The 23482-nt window shown below is 66.7% G+C and carries 21 protein-coding genes; 9 read left to right on the plus strand and 12 right to left on the minus strand.

Translation table 11 applies throughout. The features are described from left to right. Positions 1 to 86 precede the first annotated feature (86 nt). Positions 87 to 725, plus strand: a complete 639-nt coding sequence (gene cysC / locus LJ656_RS04425) for an adenylyl-sulfate kinase (RefSeq protein ID WP_230508370.1) — start codon at positions 87 to 89, stop codon at positions 723 to 725. Between the two features lie 160 nt (positions 726 to 885). On the opposite strand, the gene groL is transcribed toward cysC, so the two are convergent. From groL to LJ656_RS04440, 3 genes are all read right to left on the minus strand, one after another. Beyond that, positions 886 to 2526, minus strand: coding sequence for a chaperonin GroEL (gene groL, locus LJ656_RS04430; RefSeq protein ID WP_230508064.1), 1641 nt, complete (start codon positions 2524 to 2526; stop codon positions 886 to 888). Between the two features lie 53 nt (positions 2527 to 2579). Further along, on the minus strand, positions 2580 to 2870 hold the full coding sequence (groES, locus tag LJ656_RS04435) for a co-chaperone GroES (RefSeq protein WP_075295722.1): 291 nt from the start codon (positions 2868 to 2870) through the stop codon (positions 2580 to 2582). A 425-nt stretch (positions 2871 to 3295) separates the two neighbouring features. Next, positions 3296 to 3691 (minus strand): hypothetical protein, encoded by a 396-nt coding sequence (locus LJ656_RS04440; protein ID WP_230508065.1) that lies wholly within the window; start codon positions 3689 to 3691, stop codon positions 3296 to 3298. 352 nt (positions 3692 to 4043) lie between these two features. On the opposite strand from LJ656_RS04440, the gene LJ656_RS04445 reads away from it, so the two are divergent. Together LJ656_RS04445 and LJ656_RS04450 are read left to right on the plus strand one after the other, a co-directional pair. Next, complete coding sequence (locus LJ656_RS04445) at positions 4044 to 4760, plus strand: hypothetical protein (RefSeq protein WP_230508066.1); 717 nt, start codon at positions 4044 to 4046, stop codon at positions 4758 to 4760. An 83-nt stretch (positions 4761 to 4843) separates the two neighbouring features. After that, complete coding sequence (locus LJ656_RS04450) at positions 4844 to 6940, plus strand: hypothetical protein (RefSeq protein ID WP_230508067.1); 2097 nt, start codon at positions 4844 to 4846, stop codon at positions 6938 to 6940. Positions 6941 to 7153: 213 nt separating this feature from the next. Here the strand turns inward: LJ656_RS04450 and LJ656_RS04455 are convergent, their stop codons facing one another. The 6 genes from LJ656_RS04455 to LJ656_RS04480 all read right to left on the minus strand — a co-directional run bounded on the left by LJ656_RS04455 (position 7154) and on the right by LJ656_RS04480 (position 15676). Then, positions 7154 to 9409, minus strand: a complete 2256-nt coding sequence (locus tag LJ656_RS04455) for a polysaccharide biosynthesis tyrosine autokinase (protein ID WP_230508068.1) — start codon at positions 9407 to 9409, stop codon at positions 7154 to 7156. 49 nt (positions 9410 to 9458) lie between these two features. Continuing rightward, positions 9459 to 10598, minus strand: a complete 1140-nt coding sequence (locus LJ656_RS04460; RefSeq protein WP_230508069.1) for a polysaccharide biosynthesis/export family protein — start codon at positions 10596 to 10598, stop codon at positions 9459 to 9461. Positions 10599 to 10640: 42 nt separating this feature from the next. Then, positions 10641 to 12026 (minus strand): undecaprenyl-phosphate glucose phosphotransferase, encoded by a 1386-nt coding sequence (locus tag LJ656_RS04465; protein WP_230508070.1) that lies wholly within the window; start codon positions 12024 to 12026, stop codon positions 10641 to 10643. 52 nt (positions 12027 to 12078) lie between these two features. Further along, entirely contained in the window at positions 12079 to 13713 is a 1635-nt protein-coding gene (locus LJ656_RS04470; RefSeq protein ID WP_230508071.1) for a sugar phosphate nucleotidyltransferase, read from the minus strand. A 79-nt stretch (positions 13714 to 13792) separates the two neighbouring features. Continuing rightward, positions 13793 to 14917 carry a helix-turn-helix domain-containing protein gene (locus LJ656_RS04475; protein ID WP_230508072.1) on the minus strand — a complete coding sequence of 375 codons (1125 nt, stop codon included), beginning with the start codon at positions 14915 to 14917 and terminating at the stop codon, positions 13793 to 13795. Between the two features lie 594 nt (positions 14918 to 15511). Next, positions 15512 to 15676 carry a hypothetical protein gene (locus tag LJ656_RS04480; RefSeq protein ID WP_230508073.1) on the minus strand — a complete coding sequence of 55 codons (165 nt, stop codon included), beginning with the start codon at positions 15674 to 15676 and terminating at the stop codon, positions 15512 to 15514. Between the two features lie 158 nt (positions 15677 to 15834). Here LJ656_RS04480 and LJ656_RS04485 point away from each other — a divergent pair, with 158 nt between their 5' ends. The 3 genes from LJ656_RS04485 to LJ656_RS04495 all read left to right on the plus strand — a co-directional run bounded on the left by LJ656_RS04485 (position 15835) and on the right by LJ656_RS04495 (position 17901). Beyond that, entirely contained in the window at positions 15835 to 15996 is a 162-nt protein-coding gene (locus LJ656_RS04485) for a hypothetical protein (protein WP_230508074.1), read from the plus strand. 179 nt (positions 15997 to 16175) lie between these two features. Further along, the gene (locus tag LJ656_RS04490; protein WP_230508075.1) at positions 16176 to 16826 is read left to right on the plus strand and encodes a LysE family translocator; all 651 of its coding nucleotides are present in this window, start codon (positions 16176 to 16178) and stop codon (positions 16824 to 16826) included. A gap of 286 nt (positions 16827 to 17112) precedes the next feature. After that, a complete protein-coding gene (locus LJ656_RS04495; protein WP_230508076.1) occupies positions 17113 to 17901 on the plus strand; it encodes a sulfite exporter TauE/SafE family protein in 789 nt (262 codons plus the stop codon). A 6-nt stretch (positions 17902 to 17907) separates the two neighbouring features. On the opposite strand, the gene LJ656_RS04500 is transcribed toward LJ656_RS04495, so the two are convergent. After that, positions 17908 to 18156, minus strand: coding sequence for a hypothetical protein (locus LJ656_RS04500; RefSeq protein ID WP_230508077.1), 249 nt, complete (start codon positions 18154 to 18156; stop codon positions 17908 to 17910). 243 nt (positions 18157 to 18399) lie between these two features. After that, entirely contained in the window at positions 18400 to 18747 is a 348-nt protein-coding gene (locus tag LJ656_RS04505; RefSeq protein ID WP_230508078.1) for a BON domain-containing protein, read from the minus strand. A 669-nt stretch (positions 18748 to 19416) separates the two neighbouring features. Here LJ656_RS04505 and LJ656_RS04510 point away from each other — a divergent pair. The 3 genes from LJ656_RS04510 (at position 19417) to LJ656_RS04520 (ending at position 22844) form a co-directional block, all read left to right on the plus strand. Continuing rightward, positions 19417 to 20889: a TAXI family TRAP transporter solute-binding subunit gene (locus LJ656_RS04510; protein WP_230508079.1), complete on the plus strand. Its 1473-nt coding sequence runs from the start codon at positions 19417 to 19419 to the stop codon at positions 20887 to 20889. Between the two features lie 162 nt (positions 20890 to 21051). After that, positions 21052 to 21708, plus strand: coding sequence for a 2-hydroxychromene-2-carboxylate isomerase (locus LJ656_RS04515; RefSeq protein ID WP_230508080.1), 657 nt, complete (start codon positions 21052 to 21054; stop codon positions 21706 to 21708). A 185-nt stretch (positions 21709 to 21893) separates the two neighbouring features. After that, entirely contained in the window at positions 21894 to 22844 is a 951-nt protein-coding gene (locus LJ656_RS04520) for a LysR family transcriptional regulator (protein WP_230508081.1), read from the plus strand. A 1-nt stretch (position 22845) separates the two neighbouring features. Here the strand turns inward: LJ656_RS04520 and xdhC are convergent, their stop codons facing one another. Continuing rightward, positions 22846 to 23454 (minus strand): xanthine dehydrogenase accessory protein XdhC, encoded by a 609-nt coding sequence (gene xdhC / locus LJ656_RS04525; protein WP_230508082.1) that lies wholly within the window; start codon positions 23452 to 23454, stop codon positions 22846 to 22848. Between the last annotated feature and the right edge of the window lie 28 nt (positions 23455 to 23482).

Below are 23482 nucleotides of genomic sequence, written 5' to 3' on the forward strand. Positions count from 1 at the left end.
CCTGCTTCAGGCAAGCCGCTGTGAAAAAAACCCGCTGTCAGGCGGGTTTTTCATTTAAATGCAGGTTTTGATACATCTTGATCACGATGAAACAGCCGCCGAACCTCCTGCAACGTGTTCGCAGCACCGTGCCTGCCCGGGACCGCACCCGCCTGCTCGGCCAGCAACCGGCGACGATCTGGCTGACCGGCCTGTCCGGCGCCGGCAAATCGACGCTCGCGTTCGCGCTCGAACAGCAGTTGATCGCGCTCGGCCACGCGTGCTACGTGCTCGACGGCGACAATGTCCGGCACGGCCTCGCCAGCGATCTCGGCTTCGAGCGCGAGGACCGTCGGGAAAACATCCGCCGCGTCGCGCACGTCGCGCAACTGATGAACGACGCCGGCCTGATCGTGATTGCCGCGCTGATCTCGCCGATCCGCGCCGACCGCGAGATGGCGCGCTCGATCATCGGCGCGGACAAATTCATCGAGACGTATGTGTGCGCGTCGCTCGCCACGTGCGAAGCGCGCGACCCGAAGGGGCTGTACGCGAAAGCACGCGCTGGCGAGATCAGCTCGTTTACGGGGGTATCGGCGCCCTACGAAGCACCGGCGGCGCCTGATCTGCAAATCGACACCGGCACTTCGAGCCCGGCTGAAAGCGTCGCGCGGATTGTCGGCTACCTGCGCGACAAGGGTCTCGTCAGGCCGGCGCAGCGAACCAATCGCGCAGCGGGGACCTGAGTTCGAGAAGGTTTTTTGTCGGCCCCAAAAGCAAAACCCCGCGCGAACGCGGGTTTTTGCTTTTGGGAGGCACGCGTCGCCGCGCGCCTCCCGGATGGACATCCGACCAGGTCCTGATTGCGATTGCGCCGCGAGGCGAAACCGCGAGACCCGAGCCGAATTACATGTCCATGCCCATGCCGCCCATGCCGCCGGGCATGCCGCCAGGCATCGGCGCGTCTTCCTTCGGCAGTTCGCAGACAGCTGCGTCGGTCGTCAGCAGCAGGCCGGCAACCGAAGCTGCGTTCTGCAGCGCGGTGCGCGTGACCTTGGTCGGGTCCACAACACCAGCGTCGACCAGGTCGACGTACTCGCCGGTCGCTGCGTTGTAGCCGTAGTTGCCTTGACCACCAGCAACAGCTGCCACCACGACGCTGGCTTCTTCGCCGCCGTTCGTGACGATCTGGCGCAGCGGCTCTTCCATCGCGCGCAGCACGATCTTGATACCTGCGTCCTGATCGGCGTTAGCGCCCTTCAGGCCGGCGATCGCCGTACGTGCGCGGATCAGCGCAACGCCGCCGCCAGCCACGATGCCTTCTTCCACAGCTGCGCGCGTTGCGTGCAGAGCGTCTTCGACACGTGCCTTCTTTTCCTTCATTTCGACTTCGGTCGCAGCACCGACCTTGATCACTGCAACGCCGCCTGCCAGCTTGGCAACGCGCTCTTGCAGCTTTTCACGGTCGTAGTCCGAGGTCGCTTCTTCGATCTGCTTGCGCACTTGCTTGACGCGAGCTTCGATGTTCGCCGCTTCGCCAGCGCCGTCGATGATCGTGGTGTTTTCCTTGCCCACTTCGATGCGCTTCGCCTGGCCCAGTTCGGCCAGCGTTGCCTTCTCGAGCGTGAGGCCGGTTTCTTCAGCGATGACCTGACCGCCGGTCAGGATCGCGATGTCTTCCAGCATCGCCTTACGACGATCGCCGAAGCCCGGTGCCTTGACGGCGACGGTCTTCAGGATGCCGCGGATGTTGTTGACGACCAGCGTTGCCAGAGCTTCGCCTTCGACGTCTTCAGCGATGATCAGCAGCGGACGGCCAGCCTTCGCGACTTGCTCGAGCACCGGCAGCAGATCACGGATGTTCGAGACCTTCTTGTCGTGCAGCAGCACGAACGGGTTCTCGAGCACGGCAACTTGCTTGTCCGGGTTGTTGATGAAGTACGGCGACAGGTAGCCGCGGTCAAACTGCATACCTTCGACGACGTCGAGCTCGTCCTGCAGCGACTTGCCGTCTTCGACGGTGATCACGCCTTCCTTGCCGACCTTGTCCATCGCTTCAGCGATACGATCGCCGATCGACGAATCGCTGTTCGCCGAGATCGCGCCGACCTGAGCGATTTCCTTGTTGGTCGTGCACGGCTTGCTGATCTTGCGCAGCTCTTCGATCGCAGCTGCAACAGCCTTGTCGATACCGCGCTTCAGGTCCATCGGGTTCATGCCCGATGCGACGTACTTCATGCCTTCGCGGACGATCGATTGCGCGAGAACCGTAGCGGTCGTCGTGCCGTCGCCTGCGTTGTCGCTGGTCTTGGAAGCGACTTCCTTGACCATTTGCGCGCCCATGTTCTGGAGCTTGTCTTTCAGTTCGATCTCTTTAGCGACCGACACACCGTCCTTGGTGACCGTCGGGCCGCCGAAGCTGCGCTCGAGGACCACGTTGCGGCCCTTCGGACCCAGCGTGACCTTCACGGCGTTGGCCAGAATGTTCACGCCTTCGACCATCTTGGCACGGGCGGAATCACCGAATACGACGTCTTTAGCTGCCATCTTCTAACTCCTTGAATTCTTGAGATATAACCGGGGAAGTAGCGACGTTGCGCTTACTTCTGCACCACGGCCATGATGTCTTCTTCGCGCATCACCAGCAGTTCGTTGCCGTCGACTTTGACGGTCTGGCCTGCGTACTTGCCGAACAGGACGCGGTCGCCGACCTTGACGTCGAGAGCGATCTGCGCGCCCTTGTCGTCACGCTTGCCCGGGCCGACTGCGAGGATTTCGCCTTGGTCCGGCTTTTCTGCGGCAGCTTCGGGAATCACGATGCCCGACGCGGTCCTGGTTTCCTGATCCAGACGCTTGACGATCACGCGATCATGCAAAGGACGAAGGTTCATACATACTCCTCTCTTGGATTGGGACTGAAGAACGCTGAGAAAGACCCGGCTGGCGGGGCCAACCGGCGATGTTGTTAGCACTCTCGTGCAGCGAGTGCTAATTATATGGACGGGTAGTGACAAATTCAAGAAGTGGGCAATGGCGGAATTTCGGCGCGGTCGCGGGCAGCAATTTGACCCTCACCGCGCCCGGCGGCCACGCCCGCACGAGGGCTTCCGGCGCGGGCCAAGTCTCGCAAAAACAAGGATTTACAACACTTCGGCGGTCTGAATAAAGCGCCCCGTCCCCGCGTGAGTCCGGCTAAAGCTGCCGGTCCCGCCGGGTCCGGCAGCAACTGCGGATGGCAGCCCAGGGAAAACCCCGAGCCGATTTCGCATGAGCGGGCGACGCACTTTCGGCCACAAAAGAGCGTCGCCCCACCCGATCATTTCCGCGCCGGCGGGCGCAGCGCATTCTGCGCCATCCACTTCAGCCGTTCGCAATTGACCTTGATGCGCGACGCGAATTCCGCCGGGTCGCGCTCGCGCAGCGCGCTCATCTGGCGGTTGGTGTTTTCCGCGCGGCGCCAGCCGGTATCCCAATGCTGGTCGAAATGGGTCGCGTCGGTCAGGCGCGTGCGGAGCCGCTCCTTATATGCGCCGATCCGCTCGGGCGACACCTGGCAGAACGTCTGCGCGAAGCTCGCGCGCTCGCCCGCCGTCTCGACCCGCAGGTTCGCGTCTTCCTCGCCCGCGTGACCGGTGAGCGGCACGGCGAGCGACAGCACCGACAACAATACGGCCGCGCACAGCGGACGGCGGCAATTCGGCAGCTTTTTCATTTCGACTCCTGACGATCCGTCATGGCGCCCCGGAGCTTGCCCCGGACTTGCGCGCCGCGTTGCACACGATGTCCTCAATGGACAGCACGATGGCGTTTTCGCCCGTGATCCGGTGCGATGCGTCGCCAGTTCGCGGTGTTACGCTCATAAAAGCAGCTTTCGATAGCCTGCCCGGCAGCGCGTTGCCGGACAGCGACGTGGAGCGCGGCGCACCTCGAAGCGTCCGTGCCCGACGATGGACCGGACACGAAACTCGAACACGACGCGCGACATGTGGACCAGCAGACATACATCGAAAGTCCACAAGGACAACACTAACAAACGGCGAAACATCGCTGCGGGAGTGACTGCGATGGCATTCAAAACATATACCGTACTAACGCTCCTCGCGACGAGCAGTGCCGCGTTCGCGTGGCAGCCTCTCACCTATCCGATGCGCAGTCAAAGCCCGTATGAACGGGGCGTCGACAGCGCGCTGTGCTACGCGGAAGCGAGCCGCGTCAGCAAGGTCAATATCGTTCGCGAGCCGCAGATACCGGCGCGCCCGGCGCCGACGGCGAAAGGCGCGTCGACGGGCGCGCCGGCCAAACCGCCGCTGCCGCCCAGTACCTTCTCCGCTACCCCTCTACCGTATGCGGCAAGCGCGCCGGACGGCGCGAGCGCGCCGACGGCGGCCGCGCCCGATGGCGCGTCGGCGGTGAAACCGGCGCATGAGGCCGTCGCTGGTGCTGGCGCTGGCGCTGGCGCTGGCGCTGGTGCTGGTGCTGGTGCTGGTGCTGGTGCTGGTGCTGGTGCTGGCGCTGGCGCTGGCGCTGGCGCTGGCGCTGGCGCTGGCGCTGGCGTCAAGAATAACGCGGCTATCGCTGCGGCATCGGGGGCGTCAGGCGCTACGCCCCCCACGACTGCCAGCGCCGCGCCCGGCGCGTCCGGCGCGGCGGATACCTCGTTGCAGGCCAACGCGGGATCGGGCGTGACCCTGCCGCCGCTGCCGGCGCCCGAGCCGCCGATGACACGTTATTGGGCCGCCTACGGCGCATGCATGCAGGCACGCGGTTACGCCGTCCAGTAGTCCCAGTCGATGCCGTCTGGCGGCGTCGTTACGAGAATAATTTCTGATGGCGCCGCTCGCGGACGCCAGTGGGGGAGCAGGCCATGCCGCGCGACACGACCTCCGACGAGCCGTTCTTTCATCAATGCGCATACTGCGGCGTACCGTTGCCCGGGCGCTTCTCGCCGTGCCCCGCATGCCACGAGCTGCCGCTCGACAGCTTCGACAAACCCGGCCAGCACCGTGCCCGCGCGGCGCGCTCGACAGCGCTCGCCGCGCCACGTCATTCACGCGATTCGCGCGATTCCCGTCAGGCGTGGCAAGCAGCGTCGGCTGGGCCGGCGCGCCGGGCCGCGCGTACGCCGTCGCCGACCAAACTGAGCCGCTACGACTCGATCGACGAGGATACCTACGTGCCGCCGGGCTCCCGGCGGCTGCGGCGCTCGCTGGTGCTCACCACGGCGGTGCTCGCCGCGATCGGCGCGGTGTATGGTGGCCTCGCTTATCGGAACGGCAACGACGCTAGCGGTACTACGCCGGTCGAAGTGGCCGGTGCGGTGCACGGGCCGCAGGATGCGGCGGCGCTATCCCCGGCTGTGAAACCGACGCCGGGTAGTAACGATGTGGAGCAGCAAAGGCCGACGGCCCTCGCTGGTCAACAGCGGTCTTCGGCTGTCGCCGGCTCACCGCCGGCGGCTGTTGTGGTCGCGCAGCCGAAGCCCGCTGCTACCGCCGGCCAACAGCCGAGTGCTGCCGTTGCCGCTCAACGACCGCCCACCGCGGTCGAACAACAGCAGCCCGCTGCGGTTGCCGCCCAACAATCTACGCCTGCGATGGCCGCCCCACCGCAGCACCCCGAAGCCGTCGCTCAGCAGTCGCTGCCTGCAGCAGTAGCAGCACAGCAGACAGCTGCGGTCAGCGGGCCGCAGCCGCAGCCGCCTGCCGCTATCGCGCAACAGCGACCGCCCGCGATCGGGGTCCAGCAAGGTCCGTCTGCGGCCGCTGCTCAACAGTCGCCGGCTACCGTCGTTGCCCAGCAGCCCCCTACCGTCTCCGCGCAGCACCAGCCGCCCGCGGTCATCGCGCAACTGCCGTCTCCCGCCGTTGCCGCGCAACAGCATCCCTCCACGGCCGGCGTCCAACAACCATCGGCGGCGGCCGTCGCCCAGCAGCGGCCTGCCGCTGTCGTTACCCAGCAGGCGCCGACGACCGTTGCCGCTCAACAGCCGCCCATCGCAGCAGCGCAGCACCAGCCGCCAGCGATCGTCGCCCAACAGCCGACGCCTGCCGTTGCCGCGCAGCAGCGGCCTCCAGCTGTCGCTACTCAGCAGGCGCCGACGACCGTTGCCCCTCAACAACCGCCCATCGCAGCGGCGCAGCACCAGCCGCCGGCGATCGTCGCCCAACAGCCGACGCCTGCCGTTGCCGCGCAGCAGCGGCCCTCCGTGGCTGGCGTCCAACAAACGCCGCCTGCGATTGTTGCTCAACAGCAGGCCTCCGCTGCCGTCGCCCAACAGCATCCGCCGGCCGCCGCACCCCAACAACGGCCGCTGGCAATGACCGCCCAGCAGCCATCGCCCACAGTCGTCGCGCAACAGCCGGCCGCCGCAGCTGCCGTCCCGCAGACATCGCCCGCGCGCGCGGTACCAGCGACGCCAACCCCACGAGTCGCCACCACGCCGCCGCTCGCATTGGCATCGGCATCGGCATCGGCATCGGCAACGACATCGGCAACGAACGCAAGCGCACCCTCTCCCACCGCCGTGCGCCGCCCGTCGATCGCAGCCGCCGACACGAAGCGCGCATCGGTCTCGCCAGGCGACTCGTCTCGCGCGTCACAGCGCAACCAGTCGATCGACTCACAGCATGCCGCCCGCCGCGCCGACGCATCGCGGCATCGCGAGAACCCGGTCGTCGCGCTGCAACCGGAAGCCGCGCAAAACAATCCACCGACGCCCCAGGCGCACCTCACCTCGACCATCTCCGCGCCGCCGGACAGCGTCCAGCCGCGACGTCATCGCGACGAAATCGCTACGGCCGAATCACAGCGCGCAGCATCGCCGGCCGATACGCACGGCCGCAACATGCAGCACACCGCAACACTTGCCGCGCACGAGTCGGAACGGCACACCTCGCAACCGGTCTTCGAAGTCGCGGACACCCTGACCAGCAGAATCCGCGAGCTGTTCCAACATCACTAAGCACGAATCACGAATCACTCAGGACGCCGATTCAAATCGGCATCCAACTCCAACGACCGAATCCAGCAAAAGCAACGGCCCGATCAGCGCAAGCCGATCGGGCCGTTTAGCATCGAGGTCATCTGACCGCCTCATAAGAAGCCGTGACTAACAAGGCCCCCTTTCGTCTCCCCACCAACACCACGAGCCACGCCACCGCGCAGCCCGCACGCCTCACCCAGCAATACTGTCATACCCGTAATTGCCGCCCTGATATCCCGAGCCGAGAAACGCCCCTTCCTGCGGCACATCGGTCATCAGCACGCCGCGCAATCCAACCCCGCCATTGCGCAGCCGTTTGGCGGTTTCGATAATCTCGTTCAGCGGCTGCCGCCCATGCCGCACCACCAGCAGCGTGGTCCCCGCGTGCCTGCCGACCAGCGTCGAATCGGTGACCGCGAGCACCGGCGGGGTATCGATGATCACGAGGTCGTAGCGCGGCTTCAGCTCGTCGAGCATCGACTGGAAACGCGGGCTCATCAGCAGCTCGGCCGGATGCGTCGGCAGCGTGCCTTTCGGGATCACGTCCAGACCGGGCAGCACGTCGCGGCGGATCGCCGTTTCGAGATCGGCGCCGCGCAACACGTCCGAGAGTCCCGGCTGATGCGCAATGCCGAAATGCGAATGAACGTCGCCGCGCCGCATGTCGCCGTCGATGATCAGCGTGCGCTTCTGCGCGGACGCGACCAGCGCCGACAGATTCACCGACAGGAACGACTTGCCCGCATCGGGCCGCGAGCCGGTGACCATCACGACGTTGTTGGACGCGTGTGCGAGCGACAGCTGCAACGAGGTGCGCAGATTACGCACGCCCTCCACCGCGAGATCGCTGGGCGCCTGCTGCGCGAGCACGTGCTGCCCGCGACGGCGCTGCGCAACGCTGTGCTGCAAACGCAGCTGGTTCTCGCTGCGCGGCACCGCCGCGAACACCGGCACGCCGAGCATCACTTCGAGCTCGTCGGGCCGTTCGACGCCGCCGCGTACCGCACGTCTGAAGAAGGTCAGCATCATGCCGAGCGCGAGCCCGCCGCCGAGCGCGCTCAGCATCACCAGCAGGCGTCTGGGCCGCACCGGATCGTCCGGCGTTTCGGCCAGATCGACGAGCCGCACACCGCCCACCTGCCCCGCCTGAGTCACGCGCAGTTGCTGCACGCTCGCGAGCAGCGTGTTGTACTGCTCGGTTTTCATCTGCACGTCGCGCCGCAGGCGCTGCACGGTCTGCTCGGTGTCGGGCGCCGCGCTGACGTTGCGGTTGATATTGGTTTGCGCGCCCTGCAATGCGGCGATCTGCGCATCGAGCGCGGCGACCGCCGGGTGGTTCGGCGTGAAGCGCTGCAACATCTGCACGCGTTGCTGTTGCAGATCGAGCAGACGGTTCCTGTTGTCCGCGACCTGTTGCAGCAGCAGGCGGTTTTCCTCGCCAAGGTCGACCGTGCCGTGCGCGTTGCGGAATTTGTCGTAGTGCTGCTGCGCGTCGTCGAGTTCCTTGCGCAGGCCGGGCAGTTGCTGTTCGAGGAACGCCAGCGTGTGCTGGGTTTCGCTCGAACGGTTCGCAATGTCCTGGCGCACGAACTGCTGCGCCATGTGGTTGACGACCGCGGCGGTCAACGCGGCGTCGCCGCCTTCGAGACTCACGCGGATCACGCCCGATTGCGGCGCGGTTTCCTCGACGACCACCGTCTTCTGCAGACGGTCCACCGTGCCGAGCGTCGACGCGCGCGCGAGCCGGAAGCGCGTGCCCGGCGCGCCGCTCAGTTGATCGACGTGCAGCGTAATGGGGCCGTCGGCGGTATCGGTCTGCACGGTTTCGCCGACCCGGCCCGACAGAATCGCGTTGCCGCCCGGATCGCGCAGCACGAAGCTGTGGTCGGCGCCCGCGACCAGCGTGAAGTTTGCGTCGTACATCTGCTTCGTGGTATCGAAGCGCGACACCGCGATGCTTTCGTCGCCCCACGCGAAGCCGGACAGATCGACGAACGACGGCAATCTGAAGCCCCACCGACCGTTCACGAGACCCGCGAGCATCGGGCCGACCACCGGCACACGACGCGGCGTCGCCGTGATGTCGAGGTGCAGCGCGCGCACCGCTTCCTCGACGACGAGGCGCGATTTGAGCAGCTCGATCTGCGCGGCCGTCGACGATTTCGTATCGGAGCCGCCGGGCGACGGCGGCGCACCGCTAGCCGCCCCGTTCGCACCGGCCGCCTTGTCCTCGACGTGAAACAGCACGTCCGCGCGATAAGTGGGCGGCGCGAGAAACGCATACGCGCCGCCGAGCACTAGTGCCAGCAGGGTCACCGTGACGATCGTGCGCCGGCCGCGCACGATCGTCCTCAGGTAATCCGACAGTTGCAACCTGCCCGGCCCGGCCGCGTCGGCGTAACGGGTTTCATAGCGACCGTCGTAGCGGTCGTCATAGTTGATTGCCATGTTGTTCCCCGACAAGGCCCGGCGGTTCAGGTTACCCGTGACGCTTGCGTCACTTCGCGACGACCACCCCCGTGACAGCCGCGTTGATCGCCGGCAACAGCAGGTTCAGCACGCGGTTGAAGCGAACCAGACCGCCCTGGCCGACATACACGATGTCCTTCGGCTGCAGTTCGAACTGATTGGCGAGCAGCATCGCGACCGGAGAGCTCGCGTCGAGGTGATAGATCTGCGGCGAGTCGCTGGTCGAATTGCGGATCACGAACAGCTGCTGTGCGGCGGCGGTGTTCGAGTCGAAGCTGCCGCCGTCCGAGATCGCCTGCGACAGCGTCAGCGAACCGTTGCGCAGCGGCAGCACCGTGGCAGGCTTGTTGACCTCGCCCATCACGTAGACGCCGCTGTCCTCGCGCGCATTCACGCGCAGCAGATCGCCGGCCCGCAGATAGATATCCGACGGGTTGTGGCCGTGCTTGATCATGTCGTCGAGATTCAGCGGATAGGTCTTGCCGTCGCGGATCAGTTCGACCCGGCTGCGGTCCGCGGTCGTCGTAAAGCCGCCGCTCAGGCCGATCGCGTTGGTCAGCGACAGCGGCACGTCGGTGACCGACTGGCTGCCCGGCGTGCGCACTTCGCCGTCCACCGTCACCTGCGAGTTACGGAACGAGGCGACCCGCACCGTCACCTCCGGCTTCTGGTAGACCTTGCTCAGACGCTGATGCAGTTCGCGCTGGATCGTCGCGACGTCCTTGCCCGCTACGTGCAGATTGCCCGCATACGGAAACTGCACGTCGCCGTTTTCGTCGATCAGGAATCCCGGCATCGCGTCGCCGGTGCGTGAGCTGGTGGTCGGCTGGCCGAGCGCGGCCGCCAGTTCCGGGTGATCCCACACGACGATCTGCAGCACGTCGCCGGGGCCGACCTTGTAGACGGCCGGCTTGCCGAACAGCGATGCGACATCGGGCGACATCTGCATCGACTGCTGGTCGGCGCGCATCTGCTTGAGCAGCGTCAGATTGATATCGGTAATCGGAATCTGCTTTTGCTGCGCAGCTTCGGTACTGAATTCGCCGCCCGTGTCCTGAAGCGACGCAGGCGTGATCATCCGTTGTCCGGGTACAGCCCCACACCCCGAGAGCAGCGCCGCACTAGCGAAAACCGCGAGACCTACCGTGCGAAAACCAAGCGAGCTCATAATATTTCCTCCTAGCGCCCCGAGGCGTTTGTTATCCACGTCTTAGTAAGCGTTTCGATGCACCAGTCCGGCGACAATCGTCGCGCCGATAATCCGCATATCGAGAGCGAACGACCAGTGACCCAGGTAGTACAGGTCATGCTCCACGCGGCGTTCCATCTTCTCGATGCGGTCGGTTTCACCCCGGAAGCCGTTGATCTGGGCCCAGCCCGTGATCCCCGGCTTGATCCGGTAGCGATTGATATAGCCCGCGACCACTTTCTGATAGAGGTCGTCGTGCTCGAGCGCATGGGGGCGCGGTCCGACCACCGACATATCCCCACGCAACACGTTGAAAAACTGCGGCAGCTCGTCCAGACTCGTGCGGCGCAAAAACGCGCCCACTCGCGTGACCCGTTTGTCGTTGCGGGTCGCCTGACTGAGCGTGCCCTTCGCTTCGGTATGCAGCCGCATCGAACGAAACTTGTAGATCGTAAACACCCGGCCGTCCGCGCCCTTGCGCTTCTGTTTGAACAGCACCGGTCCGCGCGAGGACAGCTTCACCGCGAATGCGATGCCAAGCAGCAGCGGCGCCAGTGCGACGAGCGCGGTGGCCGCGAACAGGCGGTCGAAAATTTCCTTCTTCAGCATCGCGTTGGCCGACAGCGGCGAGGCGACCAGGTTGATCGCCGGCACGCCGAGCAGATCGACGACGCCGCTGCCCTCGAACAACGCATGACTGCGCACGTCCGGCATGAAGCGGATATTCACGAGGTCGTCGCGGAACTCGTCGATCAGCTCGACGATCAGCGGCTCTTCCGACAGCGACAGCATCAGCCACAACTCGTGTACGTCATTGGTGCGGATGTAGTCGGCCAGCGCGTCGACGCTGTCGAACACCGGCACGCGCGAACTGGTCACCGTGGAATCGTCCGGCCGCGTATTGAAAACCGCGGTCGCGCGGAAACCCGCGGTCGGCGCCGACTCGATCCTGCGCAAAATCACGTCGCACTGCGAACCGCTGCCGACGATCGCGACCTGATGCAGATTCATCCCGGCGCCGCGTGCGCGCGCCAGCACCGCATGGGTGATCAGCCGGTATGCGATCAGCAGACCGCCGGTGGTCGCGGTCCAGTACGAGAACCACAGCCGCGACACGATATCGATCCGGTGCAGCGAATACATCAGCACCAGCGCGCAGGCCTGCACGATCAGCCACGCGAGCGACACCTGGCCGGCAAGCGCGAGTTTCGAGCGGCCGCGCCACGATTCGTAGACGCCGAAGGCCGGAAAGATCGCCAGCGCGAAGGCGGCCGAAAACATCACCAGCGCCCAGTAGAAGCCCGACTGGCCGAGGTAGTCGAAGCGGATCTGCGACGCCACGGTCGCTCCCGCCAATACCAACGCGACATCGAAAATTCGCGCGAGCAGATCCTGAAACTTGCGCATGATGCTTCCCTCTGTTGCCTGTCCTGTGCGCCACCCGGCGCGCGCGTGCTGCTTACGGGCAGCGGCCGTAGTTGTCGTTGAACCTCACGATGTCGTCTTCGCCGAGATAGGCGCCGGACTGGATTTCGATGATTTCGAGCGGCACCTTGCCGGGGTTTTCGAGCCGGTGACGGGTGCCGAGCGGGATATAGGTCGATTCGTTTTCGCTGAGCAGGAACTGTTCGTCGCCGCGCGTGACGAGCGCGGTGCCGCGCACCACGACCCAGTGTTCGGCGCGGTGATGATGCAGTTGCAGCGACAGCTGCGCGCCGGGCGTGACGACGATGCGCTTGACCTGAAAGCGCTCGCCGCGATCGATCGAATCGTAAAAGCCCCACGGACGCCGCACCTTGCGATGCGCGTCGGCCTCGGGCGCGTGCTGCGCCTTGATGCGCGACACCAGCCCCTTGACGTCCTGCACGTGCGAGCGGTCGACCACCAGCACCGCGTCGGCGGTCTCGACCACCACCACGTTGGCGGTGCCGACGCAGGCAACCAGCCGCCCTTCCGAATGCGCGTAGCACGACACCGCGCCTTCGAATGCGACCCGGCCGCGGCCGGCATTGCCGTTCGGGTCTTTTTCCATCGCGTCCCACACCGCGTCCCACGAGCCGAGGTCGGACCAGCCGGCTTCGAGCGGGATCACCACGCCGGCGGGCAGCGCGGGGGTGGCGTTTGCGTTGTCGCTCGCGTTATTGCTTGCGCTCGCCTCCGCATTGACGGCCGCATTGGCGTTACCGGGCTCGTTCGCGCTGTCGCCGCTTTGCGACACGCCTGCGGGCGGCTCCGTCAAACGCTCCATCACCGCGTAGTCGATCGAATCGGCCGGCACGTCGAGGAACGCGTCCTGCGCGGGGCGAAACACCGCGCCATCCTGGCGCCCGTTCGTGAACGCGCTCGCGCACGGCGCATGCATGTCGGGCCGCAGCCGCGCGAGCGCTTCGAGCCACACGCTCGCCCGCACGATGAAGATGCCGCTGTTCCACCAGTACGTTCCGGCCGCGAGATACTGCGCGGCGATTTCCTCGGCCGGCTTCTCGACGAAACCGTCGATCGCATGGCCGCCCGCGGGCAGCGCCGCGCCGATGCGGATATAGCCGAAGCCGGTGTCGGGCCGCGTCGGCGGCACCCCGAGCGTGGCGATCGCGCCGGCCGCCGCGTGGCGCGCCGCGCAACCGAGCGCGCGCTGCAACGCGGGCACGTCGGCGATCGCGTGATCGGCCGGCATCACGATCAGGATCGAGTCGGGATCGGCCGCGCTCGCGAGCGCGGCGGCCAGCGTCAGCGCGGGCGCCGTATCGCGGCGCGCGGGCTCGACGATCAGCCGTGCGTCGATGCCGTTCTCGTGCAGTTGCTCGGCGATCACGAAGCGGTGCTCCTCGCCGCACACGACGATCGGCGACGCATCGATGGTCCAGCCCGCCGGAAAACCGTCGAGGCGTCGCGCGGTCGCCTGCAACAGCGAGTCCGAACCGACCACGTCGATCAGCTGCTTCGGAAAATTTTCTCGCGACACCGGCCACAGCCGCGTGCCCGAGCCGCCCGCCAGAATCACCGGAACGATATGCGCGCAGCGCGCGCCGGCCGCACCGGCGCTGGTGCCGTTCGGCTCGACAGATCTGGCGCTGGCGATGCTCTGCGTCAACATATTCGGATTCCTCATGGTGCTGCAAGATACGGGGAACGACGATCCCGGCGCGCGATTCCGGCGCGCGATTCCGGCCCGATTACTCGCCGCCCATCCGGCGGCTTTGAATCCTGAACTCGGTCGGCGAAATCCTCATCCGCTTGCGGAACACTTTCGCGAGCCGGTCGCCGTTGCCCATGCCGGTCCGGCGTGCGATCTTGTCGACCGGCAATTCGGATTCGGTCAACAGGCTGCAGGTGACCGCGAGGCGTTCGTGCAGCAGAAAACTCGACGGCGTAATGCCCATTTCCATCTTGAAGCGGCGCAGGAAGTTGCGCTCGCTCATTGCCGCGAACTGCGCGGCGTCGGCAATCGAAATCGACTGCTGGCAGTTTTCCTGCAGCCAGCGCGCGGCCGCGCGCACCTTGTCGCCGGGACTCATCGCGCCGTCCTCGCCGAGCAGCGGCGCGAGGTTCGTGCACGAATCCGCCAGCAGCCGCTCGGCCGCCATCCGCGCGGTCGCGTTGCCGAGATCGCGCTTGATCATCGCGAGCGCGCTGCGCATCGATTCGAGGCGATCGCCGGGTTCGGTGATGCCATGCTCGGGAGCGCGTGCGCCGTTTGTTCCGCTGCTGGTTCCAGCGTTTGTTGCACCGTTCGTTCCAGCGTTTTTTCCACCGTTTGCTGCACCGTTGGCTGCGCCGTTGCCCGCGTAACTCGCTGCGCTATGCGCCGCCCTATCCGCCGTGTTCACGCCATGCGCCGGCTGCTCCAGCTCCGCGTCATCCCTGCCGTCGGACAGGTAAGCCGCGTCGAGCACCGCGCGTCCTTCGGCGATCGGGCGGATCATCGCGGTATTGCGACGGACCCGCCGCAGCCAGCCGATCAGCCGCTCGTCGCGCGCCGCCAGCGCCGCGCCCTTGCCGCCGGCGACATACAGCGCGTCGAAACCGCCGTAGTGACGCGCGTCGAGCCCCTCAGTCCACACCCGCAAACCGGACGACGAACCGACCATGCCGCCGTCGACCGACAGAAACGACACGTCGTAGAGCCAGGCGCCCGAGCCCGAGGCGGCGAGTTCGTTGGCGGCCTGAAACACTTCGGCGATCACGCCCGCGCTCTGCAGCGAGCAGTCGTTGAACAGCACGATTGCAATGCGGCGCACGCCTTTGTTCGGCGCATGCACCCAGCGCAGCATTGCGGAATCGAGACTTGCGCAGGTCATAGCCATCCTCTCAACGGAACACGATCGACTTCATCTTCTACGGCCTCCGGGCGTGCCGACTCGGTGCACTGGATCATAGCGACGGCTTCCAGCATTTAGCCGCCATGTCCGAAAGTGCGGACATGTTGACGCTTTATTGGGTGACCGTTCAGTGCAATTGCGCACGTTGGCGAAGCGATCGCCATATCAATGAATTAATGCGAAATTGCGCATATGACTGAATATGCATTCGAGAATGTTAAGGCAATTTAAAAATTGATTGCGTACGCCAGCGCACACTGTGCACCGACTCGAAAAGTGCTCAGCGCAATTCGATAAAACCTTGAATTGCTGTCTTACAAGTGAATCCTTTCCGGCGCAAGCGCCTTGAGAGAGATAGTCTCTCCGGCCCGCTTTTCGCTCGCGGCTGCGCCGTGGCCCGTGTCGTGCTGGCGACGAGCGCGGCACGGGCCGCGGATCGCGGCAATTCCCCATCCAATATAAACACCTTGCCCGGTGAATAGATTATTTAATTAGCCTTTATTGAAAGCCGCGAAAAATAAAACGGCGATTAATGTTTCAGAGTTGAAACATCGGCTGCGCCAGCCGTTTTGCTTATGCGCGATTGATCGGCGAATGGCGGAATGTGTGGGTAAGAACCAGGTTCGATTCCGCCACCGCGCTGCTGAAATCGACTAGCCGCGAGCGTTGCATCGCGGCGCGCAGCAACTCTCGCCGCGATGCTTCGGAGTCCAGAGCCTCGCTAGCCGCATCGATCATACGGCCATCCGTGGCGACCCGCTCAATACTTCGTGCCACCCACTGGCACGATATGACGATAGTTGGGCGTGCGGCGACAGCCTTCCGGCGTGCAAGCGCACATAAACTTCATGCCGGTACGGGTTACGATGCCGCACAAACGCGCTGGAGCCAAACAGATGAACGGGGTTGGATGGATCGTGCTGATACTGGCTGCGTTGATCGGCGCGTTCCTGTTCGCGGCGATCAGCGCGGTACTGCTTGCGTTGCTGCTCGCGAACGTGTCGGAGCGGCTCGAGCGCACCGACGAAGCGCGGCGCGACTCTTATAGCGACTTATAACGACTTATAGCGACTCGTAGCGACTTCCAGCTCTCCATAGCGGCTCGCCGAAGCGGCTCGCCCACGCGCCGCGCGCGCTTGCCGGCGAATTTCAGCGTGGCTATGCTGGCGTCTGCGCCGAGGCCGCCGCATCCCGCGGGCCATCGCATCTAACCAGAACAAGCACCGGGACCCTGCTCATGTCGACCACCAGTCTGTTTTTCACCGCCGCCGGCGTCGGCCTCGCGATCGCCGCGCCGGTCGGCCCGATGGGCATGCTGTGCATTCGTCGCACGCTGACCGGCGGCCCCGCGGCCGGGCTCGCGATCGGCTTCGGCATCGCGAGCGGCGACGCTGCCTACGGACTGATCGCGGCACTCGGGCTCGTCGGCATTTCGCAGTTCATGCTCGCGTACGACCGGCCTCTGCATCTGCTCGCCGGTCTGTTCCTGCTCTACCTCGGCGTGCGCACGCTGCTGCAGAAGCCGGCCGCCGAACCCGCCGACGGCGCGAACGGCAACGGCGACGGCAAGCTCGCGCGGATCGGCCGCGCCGGCGCGCTGCGCGCGTATGCGAGCGCATTGCTGCTGACGCTGACCAACCCGCAGACCGTGATCATGTTCGCCGCGCTGTTTACGACGCTCGCGCCGCGCGGCGCGTTCTCGCCGGCCGTCGCGCTGACCACCGTCGGCGGCGTGTTCGCCGGCTCGATCGCGTGGTGGTGCGTGCTGGTGACCGTGGTGTCGCTCGCGCGCCATGCGATCGGCAGCAAACTGCGCGTCGCGATCGACCGGGTGGTCGGCCTCACGCTGGCCGCGTTCGGCGTCGTCGAGATCCGCCGCGCGCTCTGAAGGGCACTATGAAGCGCGCTCTAAAAGTCCTCCCCGGACCCGCTCACACGGCCTCGCCAGCGCCACGCTGAACGCCGCGCACACGCTGCGGCAGCAGTTTTGCGACAATAGCGCCTTTCGCCGCGCGGGCAGCGGCCGGATCGGCGTACGGTTGGCGGCGGCGGCAAGGCCCGCGGCGGCCGCGAGAGCGCCGTCCCGTCAGCGCCCGCCCCGGCGCCGTCGCGCCGGCTTTGCCGGCGTCACCGCGGCCCACCCCTTTCACCTGCGCTCGTCAGCTGTCCGCTTAATGGCACTTCCCCATATCGATCTGCTGTACTCCGTCTCCGGCCTGTTCGTCGGCTTTCTGGTCGGGCTGACGGGCGTCGGCGGCGGCTCGCTGATGACGCCGATTCTCGTCCTGCTGTTCAACGTGCACCCGGCCACCGCGGTCGGCACCGACCTGCTGTACGCGGCCGCCACCAAGGCGACCGGCACGCTGCTGCACGGGCTGAAAGGCTCGGTCGACTGGCAGATCACGCTGCGTCTGGCGGCCGGCAGCGTGCCGGCCGCCACCGTCACGCTGATCGTGCTGCACCGCTACGGGATGGACACGCCGGGCGCGAGCCGGCTGATTCAGGTCGTGCTCGGCGTCGCGCTGCTGATTACCGCGATCGCGCTGATCTTCCGGCCGCAGCTCGCGGCGTTCGCCGCCCGCAAGCAACGCACGCAGCGCCAGGGGCGCACGCTCGCGCTGACGATGCTGACCGGCGCGATCCTCGGCGTGCTGGTGTCGTTGACCTCGGTGGGCGCGGGCGCGATCGGCGTGACGGTGTTGCTGCTGCTGTATCCGCTGCTGCCCACCAACCGTATCGTCGGTTCCGACATCGCGCACGCGGTGCCGCTGACGCTGCTGGCGGGCGCCGGGCACTGGCTGCTCGGCTCGATCGACTGGTCGTTGCTGGCGTCGCTGCTGGTGGGCTCGCTGCCGGGCATCGCGATCGGCAGCTATCTGTCCACCCGCGCGCCCGATGCGCTGCTGCGCAACCTGCTCGCCGCCACGCTGACGCTGGTCGGCGTCAAGCTGGTGATGTCGTGACGCGCGCTATTTGAAGAAGCGGCAGGTCAGATCCGCCTCGAACTGGCGGATCCACTGCCCGCGGCCGTCCTGATACGACTGGGTCCAGCCGCCGCGCCGCACCGTGACGACGCGTTCGTGCTCGGGCTCGTCGGCCGGCGCGCTCGCGCTGATCTCGAAATGCACCGGCGCGAAGCCGTGGCGCGCGCAGACCAGCTCGAAGGCGGCGCGGTCGCCGATCGGCAGATCGATATAGCGAAACTGCGTAATTCCCATGATGTCGACTCCAGATCCTTGTCATCACGGTACGCCTCGCCCCGCGCCGGCTCTGTGCCGCAACGCACAAATGCACGGCGGCGCCCGCCGGCGGGCTGCGTCGACGCATTCGGCGCGCGGCACGCGGCCCCCCCCCCCCAGGCTCGCGGCGAAAAAAAAGCCCCGGCGCAATGCCGGAGCTTCGGGTGACGCGGGGCGGTATCGCGACGACGCCGCCAGCCGGCGCCACGCGCGATGCGCTGCTTACTGCTGCACGACCGTCAGTTTGTTCGACACCGACGTCACGCCGGCGACGCCCTTCGCGGCTTCGCCAGCCGCATCGATCTGCCCCTGGCTCGGCACCGAACCGGTCAGCGTCACCGCGCCGCCGCGTGCGCGCACGGAGATGTTCGACACGTCCAGACCCTGGGTCTTGGTGAGCGCGGCGCGGACCTTGCGGCCGAGTTCGTGATTCGCGCGCTTGCCGGCCTTGACGTTGGCGGCAGCCGACGGCGCGGCGGTCGCCGCGTCGCTTGCCTGCGCGTACACGTTGCACGCCGCCACCATCGCCACCACCACGCCCAGCGCTTTCAGATAACCGACCGTCTTCATAGCTCTCTTCTCCTTGGTTTCACATTGGACCGCACATTCAAGCGGTTTCGTTACGACTACGGGCGGCCCTTGCGTTGCGGGCGCGAACGCGCGCGGCTGCAACGGCCGGCTACGGCTGTGACACGCTGTGCAAGAAGCTGGAGAGGCTGACTGCCGGAGCGCCCGTCGGGGTAGCGTCGCAACGACGCCACGCCGGGCGGCTCGGCCCGCACACCGCGAAGTCCGTCGACGCGCCCCGGTCTTGTCCGCCGGGGTAGCGCCGCGCAAACGTTGGTTCGCGGCAGCGATGCACAATTTAATCTAGCCCGCGCAGAATCGCAAAGGGTTTAGCGCAACGCGTGGCGCGCCGGCAGCGTTCACTGGTGGCGCTCATCCGGGGCGCTGATGGGGCGCTCATAGGACGCTCGCCTCGGTCACTCATCCGGGGCGCTCATCCGGGTCACTCATGCGCGACGCTTATCGGGGCGCTTATCGGGGCGCTCACGATTTGTTACGCGTTTGTCGACGCCGCGCCCGGCCGCGCGGTTCGCGCTCGCGCGAATCTCGGTTACCATCGGGCGCGGCGCGTGCCGCCGCGCGGCCACCGCCTGCCGCACCGCGCGCTTGCCGCGCTTCCGGTCACCCTTCGATCACCCTTTGCCCGCCCGACCGTCCCCGTCAGCCAATCCGATGAAGCCAGCCACCGGCCGCCCCCGCACTCCTCATCTCGTCGCCCGTTTCGTCGCGATCTCGTGGCGCGACCTCGCGGTCTCGTTCGGCCCGCTCGTGCTGCTTTGCATCGTCGCGATCTGGGCCGCGGTGCGGCTGATCCAGCCGGCGCCACCGAGCACGCTGACGATCAGCGCCGGCCCGGTCGGCAGCACGTTCTGGAACGCCGCGCAGAAGTACAAGACGATCCTCGCGCGCAACCGCATCACGCTGAACGTACTGAGCTCGCAGGGTTCGCAGGAGAACCTCCAGCGTCTGACCGACCGCCGGACGGACGTCGACGTCGGCTTCGTGCAAAGCGGGATCGCGCCGAACGCGGCCGACAAGGACAAGGGTTTGATGTCGCTCGGCAGCGTCGCCTACGTGCCGCTCGCGGTCTTCTATCACGGCGAGCCGGTCCAATGGCTGTCCCAATTCAAGGGCCAGCGCCTCGCGATCGGCGCCGAGGGCAGCGGCACCCGCGAACTCGCGCTCGCGCTGCTGAAGTCGAACGGCATCGTGCCGGGCGGCCCGACCAAACTGCTGCCGCTGTCGGGCGACGAAGCGGCCGACGCGCTGGTCGCCGGGCGCATCGACGCGGCCTTTCTGGCCGGCGATTCGGCCCAGCCGGCGGTGATGGGCAAGCTGTATCGCACGCAGAACATCCGCTTTTACGACTTCACCCAGGCCGAAGCGTACACGCGGCGCTTTCCGTATCTGACCAGGCTGACGATCCCGATGGGCTCGCTCGACCTCGGCAAGAATCTGCCGGCAACGTCGGTCAGCATCGTCGCGCCGACCGCCGAACTGGTCGCGCGCGATTCGCTCCATCCGGCGCTGTCGGACCTGTTGATCGAAGCGGCGCGCGAGGTGCACGGCGGCGCGACGGTGATGCAGCGGGCCGGCGAATTCCCCGCGCCGGCCGCGCACGACTTCCCTCTCAGCGACGACGCCGCGCGTTACTACAAGTCGGGCAAGAGCTTCCTGTACCGCATCCTGCCGTTCTGGGTCGCGAGTCTCGCCGACCGGCTGCTGGTGATCGTGGTGCCGCTGATCGTGCTGCTGGTGCCGGCGCTGCGGGTCGTGCCGGGACTCTACGCGTGGCGCGTCAAGTCGCGCATCTATCGCTGGTACGGCTCGCTGATCGCGATCGAGCGCAGCGCGCTCGGCGAGCATTCGGCGGCCGAGCGGGCATCGCTGATCGAGCGGCTCGACGCGATCGAGGACTCGGTCAACGGGCTGAAAATGCCGCTCGCGTATGCGGACCAGTTCTACGTGCTGCGCGAGCACATCGGCTTCGTACGGCGGCGGCTCACCGAAGAGCGCGAGCCGCACGAGCGTGACGAAGCGGACGAGCCGGCGCGCGAGCCCGCCGCTGCGGATGCGGATGCCGATGCCGATGCTCATGCCGATGCTCATGCCGATGCTAATGCCGGTGCCGGCGCCAAACCCTGACGTGCCGGCCCGCGCGGGCGCTCCGGAAGCAACGCCATCTGCCCCGCCACCAGGGGATTTCGACCGGTGCAAGGCGGGGCAGCACCGCGTAAGATCATGACAATTTTGATGGGATCGCGGACGCGTCGTCCGCGCTCCGGAACGGGTTCTCGGGAGACATTCATGACCGTTGGCATCGACGCCAAACAGCCGCTGTGGTTTTACGACTTCGTCTCGCCGTTCACCTATCTGTTGCTCGAGCAACATGACAAATGGCCCGGCTTCGATTTCGCGTTCACGCCGGTCGTGCTGAGCGAGCTGTATCGCTACTGGGGCCAGCGCTCCGCATACAGCGTGCCGTCCAAGCGCACGTTCATGTACCGGCACGCGCTGTTTCGCGCGGAACAACTCGGCATTCCGTACAAGATGCCGCCCGCGCATCCGTTCGATTCGACGAAGCCGCTGCTGCTCGCGACCGCCGCGAACGGCGACGTGCAGTTCGTGCGCGAGATTTTCCGCTTCATCTGGCGCGAGGGGCGCGACCCGTCGAGCGATGAAGCGTTCGCCGAGCTGTGCGAACGGGTCGGCAAACCGGACGGGCCGGAGCTGATCCAGCGCCCGGAAGTGAAGGCGCAACTGCAGCGCAATACCGAAGACGCGGCCGATCTCGGCGTGTACGGCGTGCCGACGTTCCGCCTGAACGATCAGCTGTTCTGGGGCGAAGACGCACTGCCGATGGTGCTGTACTGCGCGCGTACGCCGAACTGGCTGGAGTCGCGCGAAGTCAAGCGGATCAGCTCGCTGCCGTGGGGTCTGGACAAGCCCGCCGACAAGCCCTGAAGCGAGGCGGCACAGCGCGGCGCGGGCGGCACGGCGGCGCGGCGGCGCGCGCCGGCGCTGATCCCCGCCATACCGTCCACGCTATGCCGCTCGCCGGCAAACCGGCCTAAGGTTATAACTTCGCATCCCCGCGCGCGGACTGCGCGCCGGACGGCCGTTGCCGTTCGCGCCGCCGCGCTTCGATCATGGACGACACCGCCGCCTCCCTCGATATCTGGCTCGTGCGCGTGCTGCGCACGCTGCTGGTCGAGCGCAGCGTCACGCAAACCGCGTTGCGGCTGAACCAGACCCAGCCGGCGATCAGCACCGCGCTGCGCAAGCTGCGCGAAACGCTCGGCGATCCGATCCTCGTGCGCGGCAAAGCGGGCATGGTGCCGACCGAATACGGCGAGTCGCTGCTGGCGGCCGCGCAACGGGTGCTGCGCGACGTCGATTTCGTCGCGACGCCGCACGGCGATTTCGACCCGGGCCGCTCGCGCCGCACCTTCCGGATCGCCGCGCCCGACTATCTGAACGACTTCTTCATGCCGACCGTGATCGCGCGCTTTCGCGAGGCGGCGCCGCACGCGCGGCTCGAAATCGAATCACTCGGGCCATTGCTCGATCATTCGGCCGCGCTGGAGGCGGGCGAACTCGATCTGGTGATCGGCAACTGGCCGAAGCCCGATTCGCGTTTCGAGCGCAGCGATCTGTTCGCCGATACCGTCGTGTGCATGATGCGCGCCGATCATCCGCTCGCGCAGGCGCCGCTGACCCGCGACGCGTATCTGGCCGCGCCGCATCTCGCGCCGGCTCACTACAGCGGCGCGCGCGGCGGCGCGATCGATACCGGTCTCTCGCGCGCGCACGCGGCCCGGCGAATCGTCGCGACGCTGCCGTATTTCGGCCTCGTCGCGCAGACGCTGCTGCAAACCGACCTGATCTTCACGACCACGCGCCGCTTCGCGCTGCACTACGCGAGCATGCTGCCGCTCGCCGTCGTCGAGGCGCCGATCGCGTTTCCGCGTATCAAGTGCTACCAGATGTGGCATCGGCAGCCGGACCGGCCGAGTGATATCGACTGGCTGCGCGCGTTGATGGCCGAGGTGTCGGGCGAGCTGGTCGCGCGCAAGGCGCCGCGCAGGCAGGCGCGCTGATTTAGGCGCTCACCTGCTCGACCACGCGTGGCGCGCCCGCCTGCCGCGCGTAGCGCAGCCGCAGCAACTGCGCGCACACCGCAATGGCAATCGCCGCGGGCGCCTTGTCGACGATCCCCTCGACGCCGATCGGACACGTCATCTGCGCGAGCCGCTCGGGCTCCACTCCGCGCTCGACCAGGCGCCGCTCGAATTTCACCCGCTTGGTCTTCGAGCCGATCATCCCGAAGTAGCTGAAGTCGCGCCGCCGCATGATGCGCGCGGCCAGCGAAAAATCGAGCGCGTGGTTGTGCGTCATCACCAGAAACCACGCGCCGGGCGGCGCCGCGTCGACGATTGCGTCGGGCGTGTCGGTCGCTTCGATCTGCACGTTCGGCGGCGTTTCGTCGGGGAACAGCTCGTCGCGCTCGTCGACCCACTGGACCACGCACGGCAGGCTGCCGAGCAGTTGCACCAGCGCATGGCCGACGTGACCCGCGCCGAACAGCACGATATGCATCGGCGCCGCGCGCGGCGGCTCGCCCGCGCGACGCCGGCCGATCCGCACCGGTAAGCCGGGGTCGTCGAGGCGGCCGGTGCCGCCGGCACAATCATTCACGCGTGCTTGCATGCTTCGCTCCTGAGCGTTCGGCGCTTGC

Source organism: Paraburkholderia sejongensis (assembly GCF_020880815.1).
GTDB classification, from domain to species: domain Bacteria; phylum Pseudomonadota; class Gammaproteobacteria; order Burkholderiales; family Burkholderiaceae; genus Paraburkholderia; species Paraburkholderia sejongensis.

Excerpts from the sequence above, each read along its gene's own strand:
- cysC (WP_230508370.1), top strand. The coding sequence starts at position 87 with ATGAAACAGCCGCCGAACCTCCTGCAACGTGTTCGCAGCACCGTGCCT.
- groL (WP_230508064.1), bottom strand. The coding sequence starts at position 2,526 with ATGGCAGCTAAAGACGTCGTATTCGGTGATTCCGCCCGTGCCAAGATG.
- groES (WP_075295722.1), bottom strand. The coding sequence starts at position 2,870 with ATGAACCTTCGTCCTTTGCATGATCGCGTGATCGTCAAGCGTCTGGAT.
- LJ656_RS04440 (WP_230508065.1), bottom strand. The coding sequence starts at position 3,691 with ATGAAAAAGCTGCCGAATTGCCGCCGTCCGCTGTGCGCGGCCGTATTG.
- LJ656_RS04445 (WP_230508066.1), top strand. The coding sequence starts at position 4,044 with ATGGCATTCAAAACATATACCGTACTAACGCTCCTCGCGACGAGCAGT.
- LJ656_RS04450 (WP_230508067.1), top strand. The coding sequence starts at position 4,844 with ATGCCGCGCGACACGACCTCCGACGAGCCGTTCTTTCATCAATGCGCA.
- LJ656_RS04455 (WP_230508068.1), bottom strand. The coding sequence starts at position 9,409 with ATGGCAATCAACTATGACGACCGCTACGACGGTCGCTATGAAACCCGT.
- LJ656_RS04460 (WP_230508069.1), bottom strand. The coding sequence starts at position 10,598 with ATGAGCTCGCTTGGTTTTCGCACGGTAGGTCTCGCGGTTTTCGCTAGT.
- LJ656_RS04465 (WP_230508070.1), bottom strand. The coding sequence starts at position 12,026 with ATGCGCAAGTTTCAGGATCTGCTCGCGCGAATTTTCGATGTCGCGTTG.
- LJ656_RS04470 (WP_230508071.1), bottom strand. The coding sequence starts at position 13,713 with ATGTTGACGCAGAGCATCGCCAGCGCCAGATCTGTCGAGCCGAACGGC.
- LJ656_RS04475 (WP_230508072.1), bottom strand. The coding sequence starts at position 14,917 with ATGACCTGCGCAAGTCTCGATTCCGCAATGCTGCGCTGGGTGCATGCG.
- LJ656_RS04480 (WP_230508073.1), bottom strand. The coding sequence starts at position 15,676 with ATGATCGATGCGGCTAGCGAGGCTCTGGACTCCGAAGCATCGCGGCGA.
- LJ656_RS04485 (WP_230508074.1), top strand. The coding sequence starts at position 15,835 with ATGAACGGGGTTGGATGGATCGTGCTGATACTGGCTGCGTTGATCGGC.
- LJ656_RS04490 (WP_230508075.1), top strand. The coding sequence starts at position 16,176 with ATGTCGACCACCAGTCTGTTTTTCACCGCCGCCGGCGTCGGCCTCGCG.
- LJ656_RS04495 (WP_230508076.1), top strand. The coding sequence starts at position 17,113 with ATGGCACTTCCCCATATCGATCTGCTGTACTCCGTCTCCGGCCTGTTC.
- LJ656_RS04500 (WP_230508077.1), bottom strand. The coding sequence starts at position 18,156 with ATGGGAATTACGCAGTTTCGCTATATCGATCTGCCGATCGGCGACCGC.
- LJ656_RS04505 (WP_230508078.1), bottom strand. The coding sequence starts at position 18,747 with ATGAAGACGGTCGGTTATCTGAAAGCGCTGGGCGTGGTGGTGGCGATG.
- LJ656_RS04510 (WP_230508079.1), top strand. The coding sequence starts at position 19,417 with ATGAAGCCAGCCACCGGCCGCCCCCGCACTCCTCATCTCGTCGCCCGT.
- LJ656_RS04515 (WP_230508080.1), top strand. The coding sequence starts at position 21,052 with ATGACCGTTGGCATCGACGCCAAACAGCCGCTGTGGTTTTACGACTTC.
- LJ656_RS04520 (WP_230508081.1), top strand. The coding sequence starts at position 21,894 with ATGGACGACACCGCCGCCTCCCTCGATATCTGGCTCGTGCGCGTGCTG.
- xdhC (WP_230508082.1), bottom strand. The coding sequence starts at position 23,454 with ATGCAAGCACGCGTGAATGATTGTGCCGGCGGCACCGGCCGCCTCGAC.